This is a genomic window from Aeromonas sp. D3 (assembly GCF_027705025.1).
GTDB lineage: Bacteria > Pseudomonadota > Gammaproteobacteria > Enterobacterales > Aeromonadaceae > Aeromonas > Aeromonas salmonicida.
In genome coordinates this window covers 1-14,260 of sequence record NZ_JAPDBE010000004.1, presented here as the reverse complement: position 1 = coordinate 14,260, position 14,260 = coordinate 1, and the positions used below count along the sequence as shown (strand labels likewise).

The following is a 14,260-nucleotide window of genomic DNA, read 5'->3' as shown; positions in this document are numbered from 1 at the left end:
TATCAGGCTCAGCGGCGATGTAAACCACCCAATCCGGTAAAGCAATGGCATCCGCTGACGATGGGCCTCGCTCTTGAGCAACTGACGCTGCACTCAGAGGCGGCGACGATACTCCTTGTCATCGATCTGGTGCATGTCCCACTGCATCAGGCGGTTGAGCTGGCTCATGGGATCCTCGATCAGGGTCAGCGGGCGAGGCAGGATCCGCTTGAAGTAACGACGCAGGGTTTGCTGGATCCGGTTCGGTTTGGGGGCGCTTTGCTGGTTCATGATGATGCTCCTGTGCTGTGGCTCTCATGTTCATCAGCAGTATTGAGCTAAAATGCGGAAGTAAAAACTGATGACTTATAGCAACAGGATTTCCTCTTTTATGCCGACCAGTCGCCTCTATCAGCAGTTTCAACGACTCGCCCAGCAGCTTGGCTGCGATGAGCGGGAAGCAAGTCTCGCCGAAGTGGCGGACCTGCTCTGCTGCACCCCACGCAACGCCCGCCTGCTGCTGCGGCGGATGCAGGATCAGGGCTGGCTCAGCTGGTCAGCCGAGGCGGGCAGGGGACGGCGCTCCCGGCTCACCCTGCTCGACAGCCAGGAGAGTCTGACCCGGCGCCGCCTGCGGGATCTGCTGAGTCAGGGCCAGCTCGCCCAGGCGGTGCGGCTGGCGGAAGGTCGGCTGGATCTGCTCACCCCGCTGCTGATCGAGCAGCTCGGCCAGGCTACCCGAGAGGGACGCCAGATCCTGCGGGTGCCCTACTATCGGCCGCTGCCCCAGCTGCTGCCCACGGATCCGCTGCGTCGCTCCGAAATTCACCTGAGCCGACAGATCTTCAACGGTCTCACCCGACGAAATGAGGAAAATGGGGAAATCGAAGGGGATCTGGCCCACCACTGGGAGTGTCTGGGGCCCTGTCACTGGCGCTTCTATCTGCGGCCGGTGGTGCGCTTTCACCACGGCCGTGAGCTGGTGGTAGAAGATGTGATGGAGAGTCTGCTGGCACTACGGGATCGTCCCCTGTTCGCCCATCTGGTTCGGCTGGAGAGCCCCTGGCCGCGCACTCTGGATCTGTATCTCGACAGCCCGGATCCTCTGCTGCCCCATCTGCTGGCCGAACCGGTGGCAACCATATTGCCGCGGGAGCTCAAGGGGGAGGCGGGCTTTGCACTGCAGCCGGTGGGCACGGGCCCCTACAAGGTGACCGCCAACGATCCCCTCCACCTTTGTCTGGAGGCGTTCGACGACTACTTCGGTCTGCGTGCCCTGCTCGACGAGATCGACATCTGGATGCTGCCGGAGCTGGCGGAGCGGCTGGAGACCCACCTGCAGCTGGGACGTGACAGCCCTGAACTCGGCAGCATGCGCGGTGAATCCGAGCTTGAATCCGGCTGCTACTTCCTGCTGCAGGACGACAGATCCGTATCCTTGCAGGATCCCGCCCTGCGTCACTGGCTGGCCCGGCTGCTCAACCCCATCGCCCTGATGGCACGGGTCGCCCCCGAGTTGCAGCGGGGCTGGACCAGTGCGCTGGGTCTGTTGCCCCACTGGCGCGAGGCCCTGCCTGCGTCATTGCCAACGCCGGAGCAACGGCCGGCGCGGCTGGTGCTGGCCTGTTTCAATCAGCACCTGGAGTTCAACGAGTGTGCCGGCGCCATGGCCAGCCTGCTGGCAGAACAGGGGATCCGGCTGGAGGTTCGCACCCTGGATTACGGCCGCTGGGTGAGCGGGGTGGATGAGGATGTGGATCTCTGGCTCGGCACCCTCAATCTGGAGCACGAGCATGCCTTCGCCCCCTACGCCTGGCTGCTGGGCACGCCGCTGCTGCACAAGGTGTGGGCCAGTCAGCATGCTTTATGGCAGGGCCTGACCCGGTGGCGTGCCAGCGGTGAGGAGCCGGGCCCGCGCGCTCTGCTGGCCCGGGTGCAGCAACAGGGCTGGTTCGTGCCCCTGTTCCACCACTGGCTGGAGCTGGAGAGCCGGGTCGGTGTGCACGGGGTGCGCATGACGGCCCTCGGCTGGTTTGATTTTCGCAGTGCCTGGCTTCGCCCCGAGTAAGGACGATGCTTATGAGGCGGGTTGAACCTGTCTCGCCTCACCTTGTACCTGCAAGGTGCTCTTCCGGCAGATCGTCATCCTGTTTTAATTGCCGTTTTTACTATGGGTCGGCGGGGCGTAGTTCATTGGACATTCAATTCCAAAGTGCCATGCTAGTTCAGGTTATGGAAAGCAGAGCAAATGAGGAAAAAGATGAGCAACAATTCAGAACGTTCCCAAGGAAAATGCCCGGTCATGCACGGTGGTACCACCTCCGGCGAGCAAGCCAACATGGCGTGGTGGCCGAAGAGCCTCAACCTCGACATTCTCCATCAGCACGACACCAAGACCAATCCGCTGGGGCCCGGTTTCAATTACCGGGAAGAGCTCAAGAAGCTCGACATGGCCGCCCTCAAGCAGGATGTGACCGCCCTGATGACCGACAGCCAGGATTGGTGGCCGGCAGACTGGGGCCACTACGGCGGCCTGATGATCCGCATGGCCTGGCACTCGGCCGGTACCTACCGTATCGCCGATGGCCGTGGTGGTGGCAGTACCGGCAATCAGCGTTTTGCTCCGCTCAACTCCTGGCCTGACAACGCCAACCTGGACAAGGCCCGGCGTCTGCTGTGGCCCATCAAGAAAAAGTACGGCAACAAGATCAGCTGGGCCGATCTGATCATTCTGGCCGGCACCGTAGCTTATGAGTCCATGGGGCTCAAGACATTCGGCTTCGCCTTCGGCCGTGAGGATATCTGGCACCCCGAGAAAGACATCTATTGGGGCGCGGAGAAGGAGTGGCTGGCACCGAGCAGCAAGCCCGGTGGCCGTTACTCTGGCGAGCGGGATCTGGACAACCCGCTGGCGGCAGTGATGATGGGGCTCATCTACGTCAACCCGGAAGGGGTCGACGGCAATCCGGATCCTCTGAAAACCGCCAAGGACATGCGGGTCACCTTTGCCCGCATGGCGATGGATGACGAAGAGACGGTCGCCCTGACGGCCGGGGGGCACACGGTAGGCAAATGTCACGGCAATGGGGATGCCCGGCTGCTCGGGCCCGAGCCGGAAGGTGCCGCTGTCGAGGATCAGGGGCTGGGCTGGCTCAACAAGACCCAGCGCGGCATTGGCCGCAATGCGGTGACCAGCGGCATTGAAGGGGCCTGGACCACCCACCCCACCCGTTGGGACAACGGCTACTTCTACCTGCTGTTCAACTACGAGTGGGAACTGAAAAAGAGCCCGGCCGGTGCCTGGCAGTGGGAGCCCGTCAATATACGGGAAGAGGACAAGCCGGTGGATGTGGAAGATCCTGCCATTCGCCACAACCCCATCATGACAGACGCCGACATGGCGCTGAAGTTCGACCCTGAGTACCGCAAGATCGCCGAGCGTTTCCGCGCTGATCCGGCGGCCTTCTCCGATGCCTTCGCCCGCGCCTGGTTCAAGCTGACCCACAGGGATCTGGGGCCGAAAACCCGCTATGTGGGGCCTTATGTGCCAGCTGAAGATCTGATCTGGCAGGATCCTGTGCCTGCCGGGCGTACCGATTATGACGTGGCTGCGGTGAAGGCCAGCATTGCCGCCAGTGGCCTCTCCATCAGCGATATGGTCAGTACCGCCTGGGACAGCGCCCGTACTTTCCGGGGCTCGGATCTGCGTGGTGGTGCCAACGGTGCCCGTATCCGGCTGGCCCCGCAGAAGGAGTGGGAAGGCAATGAACCGGCCAGACTGGCGCGGGTACTCAAGGTGCTGGAACCCATCGCCGCCGCCAGCCAGATCAGCGTGGCGGATGTGATAGTGCTGGCGGGTAACCTGGGTGTTGAGCTGGCGGCCAGGGCCGCCGGGGTCGAGGTGACAGTCCCCTTCAGCCCGGGTCGTGGTGATGCCAGTCAGGCCCAGACCGATGTGGCGTCGTTCGAGGTGCTTGAGCCGCTGGCCGACGGTTACCGCAACTGGTTGAAGAAGGACTATGCGGTCACGGCGGAGGAACTGATGCTGGATCGCACCCAGCTGATGGGGCTGACGGCCCATGAGATGACGGTTCTGGTGGGTGGCATGCGGGTGCTCGGCACCAACCATGGCGGTACCCGGCACGGTGTCTTTACCGAGAGGGAAGGGGCCTTGACCAATGACTACTTCGTCAACCTTACCGACATGGCCAACACCTGGCACCCGTCGGGAGATCGTCTGTATGAAGTGCGCGATCGCAAGAGCGGCAAGGTGAAATGGACGGCGACCCGGATCGATCTTGTGTTCGGCTCCAACTCGGTACTGCGTGCCTACGCCGAGGTCTATGCCCAGGATGACAACAAGGAGAAGTTCGTCTGCGATTTCATCAGTGCCTGGAACAAGGTGATGAATGCGGACCGCTTTGATCTGATGAGTTAAGGCTGACCCGACGGCCCCGCACACCCGGGTGTGCGGGGTGTTTTTTTGTCCTGAGCCAGGGGTTGCGACAGAGATTGGCCAGTGCCGGGGAGCAGTGCCGCCCCTGTCCTTTTGGACTGGATATCAGGTAACATCTTGATTCATTGATGATGGCTAGCTGCCAAGCCCCTGCTGACAAGGAGTCACCCATGCTGGAAATGCAGATCCAACCCCGTTTTCAAGAGACAGATGCCCTCGGCCACATCAACAATACGGTGCCGGCGGTCTGGTTCGAGGCGGCGCGGGATCCCCTGTTTCGCATCTTCTCTCCCGAGCTGGATGTGCATAACTGGCACCTGATCATCGCGGGCTATACGGTACAGTTCAAACGCGAGCTGTTTTATGGTCAGCAGGTATCGATCAACACCGGGGTGCGCCGCATCGGATCCAGCTCCTTCACGCTCTGGCAGGAAGCCTGGCAGGGCGGTGAGCTGGCCGTCACCGGCGAAACGACCCTGATCCATTTTGACTATCAGACCCGCCAATCCCTGCCCTTGAGTGACAAGCACAGGGAAGCGCTGCGGGCCTGGCTGATAGAGAGTTAATCTTGGCCTGTTGGCCTACCACAGGAAAACCATGCACAGGAACATAATGCGCAACACAGTGACTGCTCTGACACTGGGACTCTGTTCCCTACCTTCTCTGGCCGCTTCTCTTGCGGAGCAGTTCACCCTGATCGACCGGGGGGCCGAGAGCGCCCTCGACACCCGTCAGTTCAGTCATGACGGTGTGGAGATCAAGGCCTGGATCGATGGCACCCCCGTCATCATAGCCGTGCCCATCATGAACGAGCAGGGCAAGCTGCAAGGGGAGAGCCGTTACTACTTCAAGGGGGGCAAGCTGTTCGGGGTCAGAGAACCTGCCGCCCAGTTTGCCTTCGATGAGCAAGGCAAGCTGACCCACTGGCTTGATAACAAGGGACAGCCCGCCGAGTTCGTCAGCAAAATAAGCATGCAACAGCGTGAAGCCTGGCTCACCAAGCGATCTGCTGACCTGGCCAGGCTGTTTGCCATCAGCCCGGCTGAGGAGAAAGCCAGCAGTGGCAGCGTCAAGCTGAAAGGCACCGAACTCACCCACTGGCTCTGCAACGGCAAGCTGATGGATCTGGCCAGGGGCGACAAGGTGACCTTCGAGCAGAAGACACTCAAGGTGAGTGAATCGGGCATCGAAGGAGAGGTCTCCCTGCGCCAGGACAAGGGCTGGCAGGATCTGAACCTCAAGTGCGATGTGCAAGGCACCCAGGTGACCCGTCTCACCTGGCAGCCACTGCCTGGTGCCAACAAGCCGCAATAAGTGCGGTTGCAGCATGAAACAAGGGGGCCGTCAGGGCCCCCTTGTCGTTATGGTATATTCCCCTGAACCAGGTAGCCACTGCCGAGGGCCAACAAGCGACAATGAGTGCGGTTGCAGCATGAAGCAAGGGGGCCATCAGGGCCCCCTTGTCGTTGTGGTCTGGTCTATTCCCCTGAACCTGGCAGCTACTGCCGAGGGCCAACAAGCGACAATGAGTGCGGTTGCAGCATGAAGCAAGAGGGCCATCGCGGCCCCCTTGTTGTTTATGGCTGTCCTTCTAGCCGCAGCCGGGTCAGCGCCTCAACCCGCCGCCACTGCTCGGCGGGAAACCAGCGCGCCAGTATCTCCTGTTGCTGCTCGGCCCGATCGAGAGCGGGCAAAGGGGTGAGCTCGGCCAGATAGCCTGCCAGCTGCTGCTCGAACCCTTGCTGACTCTGTTCCAGCTGATGCAGTCGATCCACGGCCTCTGGTCCCAGCTGCTCCAGCAGCACGGCTTCCCGCTCGGCAGGAGGTAATTGCTCCAGCGTCTGCAACTCGCCGAGCAGGCGGCTGTTGACCTCTGCTTCTCTGAACCATTGGGGCTGCTCCGTCAGCCAGAGTTCGAGTTCACCGGCCAGCATCTTCTTGTCGGCATCGCTCGCCTGGGCCAGCGCCTTGCGGCGCAGGGTCCACTGCTCCATCAGTCTGTCTTCGGCAAACAGCTGATCCTGCTCGGCCGGGGTGAAGCTCTGCTGGCGCAGTTGTTCACGCTGATCAAACAGCTGCTGCAGGCTGGCGAGGTCCGGATCCGTCGGCACCGTCAGGCGGCCCTCCGCCGCCAGAAAAACCTGGTAGCGGGCCAGCAGTGGGTTCTCTGCGTCAGCCTCGCCCTGTTCCAGGCGTTGGGCCAGCTGATGACGCAGGGCTCCCTGTTCGGGGGCGGCATTCAGACTCGGCGGCGGGTCGGGCCATAACAGGGCGGCCCCCAGCAAGAAGGCTCCGCCCAGAGGCAGGGCGAGAAGGAGGGATCGCTTCATAGCCCCAGACCCTGCAAGCGGTTGGCGTGCTGGCGGTAGAGGGTGACAGGATCGGTATCAAACAGGTGATGGATGCCAAACGACTGATTGACCTCGTCCAGATGGTTCATCCGGTAGCCGGTACCGATCACCTTGCCGAGGTGGCTGCTGCATACCCCGACCAGGCCGTCATTGGGCTCGCTGAAAAAGGTGCTGGTGAGGGCCAGCGCAGGATCCACCGGATCCAGGACATTGGTCATGCTGCCGCGCCCGCTCCAGGAGAAGTAGTAGACGCCGTTGGCGGCGCGCAGCGGCCCTTCGCCACAATACGGGCTGGGTAGCCCCTCTGGGTAGCGCTGGTTGAAGCGCTGGGCTCCCGCACTGGTGAGCGCATCGAGGGAGGCGAGAGGATCCTGTGGCAGCTGGCTGCCGCCGGAGAGCAGCGAGATGACACCAGAGAGTGCCGAGGCGGCCGCGGCCGCCAGTTTCTCGGCTATCGAGCCAGGGGCTACGTTGGCACGCACCAGGTCTGCTATCTCGGAGCCATAGTTGACGCCCCCCACGCTGGTGGCTGAGGCGACCAGTTCCGGGGCGACAGAAGCGACATAGCGTATGGTGGGGCTGCCGTGGGAGTGACCTATGAGGTTGACCTTGTCAGCACCCGTGATGGCGAGCACCTGCTGCACCTGCTTGAGCAACTGCTCACCGCGCAGTTCCGAGCTGTGGGTAGCCGATATCTGCGCTACATAGACGCGGGCACCGTCCCGGGTCAGGGCCTGGGGGATACCGTAGAAGTAATCGACCCCGAGCAGCTTGTCGAAGCCGAATAATCCATGCACCAGCACCATGGGGTAACGGGTCTGGGTATAACCTGCCGCCTGACCCAGCATGGGCAGGGCGCACAGCAGCACCAATAGCCATCTTTTCATCGTCATCATCCTTGTGAAATAGGCTGTCCATCCGACAGCCACCGGCTTCATGCCAGTACCCGCCAGCATGACCAACCCGGCCAGTTGCATCTGTGCAAGTGATCACTAAACAGACAGATTCAAAAAAGCCCTACCCATATGGGCAGGAGGGGAGAGGGCGTCAGGCCAGCGAAGATCAAGTATCCCTTGTATTCGGCCACCACATAAGTTAAATAATAATTATTATCATTTGAGTGGCAGGGATCATGACAGGAACCTGGGTGAAGGGATGGGTCGGGACAACCGACTCGGACAGCAGCATGGTGCATTGGAAGGAGCAGACCCTGAGTGGCAATCGCTATTTCGATGCCGGCGAGTACGCCAAGGCACTCTCCTATTATCAGCAGGCGCTGTGGCTGGCTCGCCAGCAGTTCTCTTTCTGGCACGATGCAGACGAGGCAGTGGCTGCCCTGGTGGTGGCTCATCACAATCTGGCGGATCTGTTGATCGCCATGACGCTGCCGGACCGCGCAGCCGATCTGCTGTGCCATATCCACGATTGCCTGCTTGCTACCAGCCAGTCCCCCGCCTGTCCGAGCCCACTGCGGGCCGCGGCTCTGCGCCATACCCGCAGCACCCATACCGAGCTGATCGCCTTCGTGCGCAAGCACGGCACTCAGGATGCCATTCAGCGTTGCCTCGGTCAGTGCCTGTGTCACGCCGAGCCCGCCCATCAACTGCATTAATCACAATAAAAAGAGGTGATCATGAGCCATACCCTGCCAGACCTTTCTTACGCCTACGATGCGCTGGAACCCCACATAGACGCGCTGACCATGGAGATCCACCACAGTCGTCACCACCAGACCTACATCACCAACCTCAACGTCGCACTGGAAGCGTTCCCCGAGCTGGCCGCCCTGCCAGTGGATGAGCTGCTCGCCCGCTTCGACAGCCTGCCGGTCAAGGTGCAGGGGGCGGTGCGCAATCATGGGGGTGGCCATGCCAACCACAGCCTGTTTTGGCAGGTGATGAGCCCGCAAGGCGGCGGTGAGCCGACTGGCGAGCTGGCGGAGGCGATCCAGCGGGACTTGGGAGGGCTGGATGCTTTCAAGCAGGCTTTCACCCAGGCTGCATTGAGCCGCTTCGGCAGCGGCTGGGCCTGGCTGGTGGTGGACAAGGAGGGCAAATTGCAGGTGGAGAGCAGCGCCAACCAGGACAGCCCCCTGATGCAGGGCCAGGTGCCCATATTGGGGCTGGACGTGTGGGAGCACGCCTATTACCTCAAGTACCAGAACAAGCGTCCCGACTATATAGCTGCGTTTTACAAGGTGATCGACTGGGACGAGGTGGAACGTCGTTACCGACAGGCGCTGGCCTGATCTACTAGCGTCTTGTTCCATTCACAAAAAGAGACCCGCTATCCGGCGGGTCTCTTTTTGTCTGGTCAGGGCGTTGGATTGGCGCCTGCTGAACTGGTTGCCGCCGATGCACTGGTTGCAGGCGACGAACTGGTCGCTGTGGCAGCACTGGTTGCAGGCGATATACCTGTCGTCGCTGCTGCGCTCGTGGTCGATGCGGCACTAGTCGCCGCGGCCGAGCTGGCGGCATTGACGGCGGGAGTGGTCTTGTCGTGCGGCTGCTTGTCCTGCGTCACAGGGGGAATAGGCAGGCAGGGCTGGCTCATACCCAGGGTACTCAATGTCAGACAGGGAACCGGGCCGCCGATGACGATGGGCTCGCCGAGGAATTTTGGTCCCTTGTCCAAAACATAGAGGTCGAGCAGACCCATCAGCCGGGCAAACACCTCGCGCACCCGGGTCTTGATACCCTGATATGCGCTGGGATCCTTGGCGTTGAAGCCGACGGCCTCGATGCCGAAGTGGCGGGCGATAAAGATGGCTCGCTCGTTGTGAAAGGCCTGCGACACCACTGTGAAGTGGGCCTGACCAAACACCTCCTTGGCGCGCACTATGGAGTCCAGGGTACGAAAGCCGGCGTAGTCGCTGTAGATCACCTTGGCCGGAATGCCGGCCTGGATCAGGGCACGCCGCATCTGGCGTGGCTCGTTGTACTGGACGGTCGCGTTGTCACCGGAGACCAGTATGTAGTCCACCTTGCCATTGTTGTAGAGCTCGGCAGCGGCCTTGATCCTGTATTTGAAGTAGTGATTCGAACTGCCGCCAATCAGGTACTTGGAGGTGCCGAGCACCAGTGCGACCCTGTTGTAGGGCACCGCATCGACGTCGTCATAGGTGTAGTGGCGGGTGTCCGAGACGGTCCACTCGCTGTAGCCCAGCAGCATGGCGGCAGCTACCAGCAACAGGCAAAAGCAGGCGAGGAGGATCTTGGCAAACTTCTTCATGCGCGGTGCAGTTCGGGTCTGAAGTAGGAGGTGACAGAGGGTCATTCTATTACAAGTTGCCGCTGCGCGTCAGGCTTGATAACTGCCTATGGCGTCACTCGGGCAGAGGCTGTCGCATCTGGCTGTCTTCTAACCACTTGATCCCTCACCCATATAAAGTATTCATATAAAAACAGAGGGCAGCCGTGGCTGCCCTCTGTCGCTAACGTCTCACCCTCAGTGGGAGGAGTCGTTGGCCTTGCACTCGTCAGACTCCTTGTTGGCCTCCCACCAGGGCAGCAGATCGCGGCTCAGCCAGCTCTGGTAGGCCTCGCTGTCGCTCGCGATCAGCTGATCCAGCTCGGCTTCGAAGGCGCTCATCGCCTGCTGCTGGTCCGGGTTGCGCAGGGCCTGTGCCATGGCAAGCCAGCTGGCACCGCGGCCGGTCTCGTTCAGGAAGCGATGCACCGTATAGGACCAGGAGTAGACCATCTCGCCACCCTTGTCGTAATCCAGGTGCAGTATGTCGGCCAGGCTCGGTCGTTCGGTCGCCGGGCGACCCGCTACATTGTCCATGCCACGGGCGAAGCACTGACCGTGGGCGATGAACTCCGCCAGCCCTTCCGACCACCAGGTGGTGCGATTGAGCGGGTAGTGGCCGAAGCTGCCGTACTGGTTGAAGCGGCCATCCAGATAGTGCACGTACTCGTGGCGCAGGTTCCACACCTGGAAGGCGGGGCGCTTCCACTCAGCCTCATAGGCGAAGAAGCGGGCCTGATTGCCGGGGCGAGCTGGATCTCCTTCGATGTAGATGCCGCCGTTGTCGGTGGAGACACCACCAAACAGGGCGCCGCCGTAGCGTTTCCAGTCGGCGGAGGAGTTGAAGATCACCAGCTCCAGTGCCTCGTTGTTGTCATCCGCCACCGGCTGCCAACCGGTTTCCATCTGCTGATGGAACTGCTGCTCCTCGGCGCCCAGCTCGCGGCAGATGCCGTCGGCCTGATCCTGGCTCAGCTCCTGGGCCCGCAGGCGCAGGGTCGGCGAGCAGGTGTGCTCGAACGGCAGCACATCCTCCAGCCGTATCGGGGTGCAGAGACCGGCAAACTCGCCGCTGATGCAGGCTTCGCTGGTGCGATCCGTGTAGGTCAGATAGTAGGTGGAGAGGGTCAGTGATATGTCTTCCAGCAGATCCTGGCTCTGCTGGCCACCCGGGATCAGGCTGTGATGACGGATGAGGTCGATGACTGAACCATCCAGCAGCTTGCGATAGTTTTCGCTCTCGTCGGGACGGGTATAACGGGCGACCCGATAGAGGCGGGTGTAGGCATCCAGCACGTTGTTGAGCAGGAACAGATCCTTGCCATCCCGTCCTTGCCACAGCGACAGCTCGCTCATGCCGAGGGCGTGCAGCTGTTTGCGCAGCTCACCATCCTGCTGGCGGAAATCGGCGGCGAAGGCATCGCTGTAGTCACTGGCGAAGTCGAGGAAGTTGAGCAGATCGAACAGACCCGTTGCCCAGGCATGCTGACCATTGATCTCGCTGGCGTGGCGGGTGCTGTAAGCCAGCATCTGGTTGAACTGGCCGAGCAGGGTACCGAACCGGCTCTGCACCGCCGGGCTTTTGAACTGGCCATGCAGGGCGATACTCCAGGCACCCATGACGGCTCCCACCTCATCGCTGACCTGCTCCGGATAGAGCAGCGGATGGGCACCGAGCGCAGTCAGGGCTTCAGCCAGCGCCTCGGCGGCAGCCGGGCCATCTTCCTTGTGCTTGCCGTAGTTGTGATAGTTGTGGGCGCGCACATATTCGAGCAGCAGCTTCATGGCCGGATGGGCGGGCTGATTGGCCGCCAGCAGACTCTGCATGCCCCGTGACACGGCCAGCAGCTTGGTGTCATCGTGGCCATAGTTTTCCTGCCAGACGGGAGCGGGCTGACCGCTGGCGTCCTGCACTATCCTGGCGGCGTCGGCATCCAGCAGATCCGTGCCCGGTTGCTCCGGCTCGGAGCAGGCGCGGCCATCGGTGCGACGGCAGTCGAGCTGCTCCTCCTTGCTGGCCAGCACTATGGGGCGATTGAGCACCCGGCTCTCTTGCCACTCGTCGGTTTCTGGCAGTGTCTGCCATTCGCTGCCACCGACCGGGTATTGATAGCCGGTGTCTTTCAGTACTACCTGCACCTCGCTGCCGGCGGGCAGGGTCTGGCGGCAAACCCGATAGCTGATGGTCTTGTCCCCTTCCTGGCGGGTCTGGGGTTCATCGCACTCTTGCTGGGCTCTGGTTTCATCCAGCTGCCAGCTGTACTTGCGCCATACGTGGATCTCGCTCACCTGGCTGGCGGCCTGACTGCCTGGCACGGGTTGCAGGCGGAAGAAGATCTGCTCGAGGCGGCCATCCCGCTCGTTGGGGGCCTCTTCCAGCACGCTGAGTTGCTGCCAGTTTTGCGGCTGATATTGCCAAACCTGCTCGGCGCAGCGGCCCTGGGCGTTGAGCTCGCAGCGATCCAGCTCCTGCTCGCTGTGACCCAGTATGATGCGCTCGGCCAGTGGCATACGATCCTGGCGCGGTGCGGTCGGGGTGCCGGTCAATGGCTCCCAGCGGCCCTGCTCCAGGCCGTAACCATAGTCATAGCTGTTGGCCGGGATGGCCTTGCCTGCCGGTACCACCTGCTCGCAGCTGAGGTAACGGATCTGCCAGCCCTGCTCAATCCTGAGCTGCGGCTCGCCGCAGGCTTGCTCCGCCAGTGCACTGAGGTCGCTATCGTTCCAGTCGAAGCGGCGATAGACGCGCAGTTGCTGATAGGGGGCATCGTCATTGCGGGCGCTGAGCTCGTAGGTGACTTCGGTGACGCGATCGCTCAGCTGGCGGCTCGATTCACCGTTCAGCCGGTATGCTTGCCAGTCGGTGGGGGAGTAATTGGCCAGCGCCGAGGTGGCGAGCAGGCCCGGTGCTGCCAGAAGCAGCAACCTTGTACCCAGATTGTTCATTTTTATCCCTTTGGATGAGAGTCTGCGTGGTTATCGCGGGCAATGTACTCAGTTCCAAAAGGGTATCAACTCACCAACCAGGCCATATAAATCATTTATTTAGCATCTATCAAAATAAATTGAGTCCCATTGGGGGCTGCAGTGATAGCAAGGACTCATCTGCCATCTGGGGGGGATCTAAGCCTCCACGCTGTGAATGTGATCCAGCTCTCGTTTGAGGTTTGCTGTGCCGTGGGCAGGTGTGCCTCATGTCCGAATGGTATGGAGGCTCTTTACTGGCGGTCGCCAGGCGTTTATGTGGCCATGACGCTGTGACCCAGGAAAGGGTGAATAGGGAAGGGAACAGATCGAGAGGACGCGGAGCAGAGGTGCAACCGAGACTGACAAGAGGGACGCGACACAAAGGCAACAGAGGTTGCTTTGCCAGTGGCCAAGGCAGGCTGCCGACAAACCAATCGGTATGCCGGCCCTGATCTTCAAGCAATCCTGAGCCAGGCTCAGGAGGAAACTAGAGGTAACTGACGGTCACTATGGCCATGCTATTGCTGCCTTCTGACAGCTTGTAATTCAGGGTGCCATTGATTGCGTTGAGGCTGCCAGTTTGTCGCAGGCTGGCCAAATCCAGGGTTTGGCGCTGTGCGCCGGAATAGCAGGTCACGCTGTTGTCAGAAAAGTCACAGGGTGATTCATAAATGGTACCAGTCAGGGTCACAGTGCCATCGTAAGCCGACGCGGTAGCGGGCAACAGTGCAGCACCAAGCAGCAAGGCGGTGGCGGCTGAGGAGGCGCAACGGATAATGCTTTTGCGGACAGAACCGGTGGAGGGGATGCAAGTGTTCATTTTATGTCCTTTTCGTCACATGTCGTTGTACGAAAAGGGCAACGCAATCAAAGAGAATGGCATACAGCTTATGACATCACTCTTCTCAGATGGCAGCTCCGCTGTCTTAGGGAAGGTGCGAACAAGTCCCTGATATGAGATCATGTTTGTCATCTGGAGCCATGGAACAGGGTTCATCATGAGTCATCAACTTACCTTCGCCGACAGTGAATTCAGCAGTAAGCGCCGTCAGACCAGAAAAGAGATTTTCTTGTCCCGCATGGAGCAGATTCTGCCATGGCAAAACATGGTGGAAGTCATCGAGCCGTTTTACCCCAAGGCTGGTAGTGGCCGGCGACCTTATCCGCTGGAAACCATGCTACGCATTCACTGCATGCAGCATTGGTACAACCTGAGCGATGGCGCGATGGAAGATGCTCTGTACGAAATCGCCTCCAT

At 61.0% G+C, this 14,260-nt stretch carries 13 protein-coding genes; 7 read left to right on the top strand and 6 right to left on the bottom strand.

Annotated features, from left to right (window positions below):
- Nucleotides 1-93: 93 nt before the first annotated feature.
- Nucleotides 94-270: a hypothetical protein gene (locus OKC28_RS03910; RefSeq protein ID WP_005316058.1), complete on the bottom strand. Its 177-nt coding sequence runs from the start codon at nt 268-270 to the stop codon at nt 94-96.
- Nucleotides 271-370: 100 nt separating this feature from the next.
- On the opposite strand from OKC28_RS03910, the gene sgrR reads away from it, so the two are divergent.
- From sgrR to OKC28_RS03890, 4 genes are all read left to right on the top strand, one after another.
- Nucleotides 371-2,047, top strand: coding sequence for an HTH-type transcriptional regulator SgrR (gene sgrR / locus OKC28_RS03905; protein ID WP_270687566.1), 1,677 nt, complete (start codon nt 371-373; stop codon nt 2,045-2,047).
- Between the two features lie 192 nt (nt 2,048-2,239).
- Nucleotides 2,240-4,417, top strand: a complete 2,178-nt coding sequence (gene katG / locus OKC28_RS03900; RefSeq protein ID WP_270687564.1) for a catalase/peroxidase HPI — start codon at nt 2,240-2,242, stop codon at nt 4,415-4,417.
- Nucleotides 4,418-4,605: 188 nt separating this feature from the next.
- Nucleotides 4,606-5,001 carry an acyl-CoA thioesterase gene (locus tag OKC28_RS03895; protein WP_005316053.1) on the top strand — a complete coding sequence of 132 codons (396 nt, stop codon included), beginning with the start codon at nt 4,606-4,608 and terminating at the stop codon, nt 4,999-5,001.
- Nucleotides 5,002-5,047: 46 nt separating this feature from the next.
- Nucleotides 5,048-5,749 carry a hypothetical protein gene (locus OKC28_RS03890; RefSeq protein ID WP_270687801.1) on the top strand — a complete coding sequence of 234 codons (702 nt, stop codon included), beginning with the start codon at nt 5,048-5,050 and terminating at the stop codon, nt 5,747-5,749.
- A 263-nt stretch (nt 5,750-6,012) separates the two neighbouring features.
- On the opposite strand, the gene OKC28_RS03885 is transcribed toward OKC28_RS03890, so the two are convergent.
- Together OKC28_RS03885 and OKC28_RS03880 are read right to left on the bottom strand one after the other, a co-directional pair.
- The gene (locus tag OKC28_RS03885; RefSeq protein ID WP_270687562.1) at nt 6,013-6,765 is read right to left on the bottom strand and encodes a lipase secretion chaperone; all 753 of its coding nucleotides are present in this window, start codon (nt 6,763-6,765) and stop codon (nt 6,013-6,015) included.
- Nucleotides 6,762-7,673 (bottom strand): lipase family alpha/beta hydrolase, encoded by a 912-nt coding sequence (locus tag OKC28_RS03880; RefSeq protein WP_270687560.1) that lies wholly within the window; start codon nt 7,671-7,673, stop codon nt 6,762-6,764. Before OKC28_RS03880 ends, OKC28_RS03885 begins: the two co-directional genes overlap by 4 nt.
- Nucleotides 7,674-7,972: 299 nt before the next feature.
- On the opposite strand from OKC28_RS03880, the gene OKC28_RS03875 reads away from it, so the two are divergent.
- Both OKC28_RS03875 and OKC28_RS03870 read left to right on the top strand, forming a co-directional pair.
- Nucleotides 7,973-8,398, top strand: a complete 426-nt coding sequence (locus tag OKC28_RS03875) for a hypothetical protein (protein ID WP_270687798.1) — start codon at nt 7,973-7,975, stop codon at nt 8,396-8,398.
- Between the two features lie 21 nt (nt 8,399-8,419).
- Nucleotides 8,420-9,034, top strand: a complete 615-nt coding sequence (locus OKC28_RS03870; RefSeq protein ID WP_270687558.1) for a superoxide dismutase — start codon at nt 8,420-8,422, stop codon at nt 9,032-9,034.
- Between the two features lie 65 nt (nt 9,035-9,099).
- Here the strand turns inward: OKC28_RS03870 and OKC28_RS03865 are convergent, their stop codons facing one another.
- The 3 genes from OKC28_RS03865 to OKC28_RS03855 form a co-directional block, all read right to left on the bottom strand.
- Nucleotides 9,100-10,017 (bottom strand): SanA/YdcF family protein, encoded by a 918-nt coding sequence (locus OKC28_RS03865; RefSeq protein WP_442865739.1) that lies wholly within the window; start codon nt 10,015-10,017, stop codon nt 9,100-9,102.
- 216 nt (nt 10,018-10,233) lie between these two features.
- Nucleotides 10,234-12,981, bottom strand: a complete 2,748-nt coding sequence (locus OKC28_RS03860) for a collagenase (protein ID WP_270687541.1) — start codon at nt 12,979-12,981, stop codon at nt 10,234-10,236.
- Between the two features lie 508 nt (nt 12,982-13,489).
- Complete coding sequence (locus OKC28_RS03855; protein WP_005316030.1) at nt 13,490-13,822, bottom strand: hypothetical protein; 333 nt, start codon at nt 13,820-13,822, stop codon at nt 13,490-13,492.
- 178 nt (nt 13,823-14,000) lie between these two features.
- On the opposite strand from OKC28_RS03855, the gene OKC28_RS03850 reads away from it, so the two are divergent.
- Nucleotides 14,001-14,260, top strand: a 260-nt coding sequence (locus tag OKC28_RS03850; RefSeq protein ID WP_216823201.1) for a transposase, incomplete at its 3' end; no start/stop codon positions are given.

Coding starts and splice junctions, on each gene's coding strand:
- OKC28_RS03910 (WP_005316058.1), bottom strand. CDS start 270: ATGAACCAGCAAAGCGCCCCCAAACCGAACCGGATCCAGCAAACCCTG.
- sgrR (WP_270687566.1), top strand. CDS start 371: ATGCCGACCAGTCGCCTCTATCAGCAGTTTCAACGACTCGCCCAGCAG.
- katG (WP_270687564.1), top strand. CDS start 2,240: ATGAGCAACAATTCAGAACGTTCCCAAGGAAAATGCCCGGTCATGCAC.
- OKC28_RS03895 (WP_005316053.1), top strand. CDS start 4,606: ATGCTGGAAATGCAGATCCAACCCCGTTTTCAAGAGACAGATGCCCTC.
- OKC28_RS03890 (WP_270687801.1), top strand. CDS start 5,048: ATGCGCAACACAGTGACTGCTCTGACACTGGGACTCTGTTCCCTACCT.
- OKC28_RS03885 (WP_270687562.1), bottom strand. CDS start 6,765: ATGAAGCGATCCCTCCTTCTCGCCCTGCCTCTGGGCGGAGCCTTCTTG.
- OKC28_RS03880 (WP_270687560.1), bottom strand. CDS start 7,673: ATGAAAAGATGGCTATTGGTGCTGCTGTGCGCCCTGCCCATGCTGGGT.
- OKC28_RS03875 (WP_270687798.1), top strand. CDS start 7,973: ATGGTGCATTGGAAGGAGCAGACCCTGAGTGGCAATCGCTATTTCGAT.
- OKC28_RS03870 (WP_270687558.1), top strand. CDS start 8,420: ATGAGCCATACCCTGCCAGACCTTTCTTACGCCTACGATGCGCTGGAA.
- OKC28_RS03865 (WP_442865739.1), bottom strand. CDS start 10,017: ATGAAGAAGTTTGCCAAGATCCTCCTCGCCTGCTTTTGCCTGTTGCTG.
- OKC28_RS03860 (WP_270687541.1), bottom strand. CDS start 12,981: ATGAACAATCTGGGTACAAGGTTGCTGCTTCTGGCAGCACCGGGCCTG.
- OKC28_RS03855 (WP_005316030.1), bottom strand. CDS start 13,822: ATGAACACTTGCATCCCCTCCACCGGTTCTGTCCGCAAAAGCATTATC.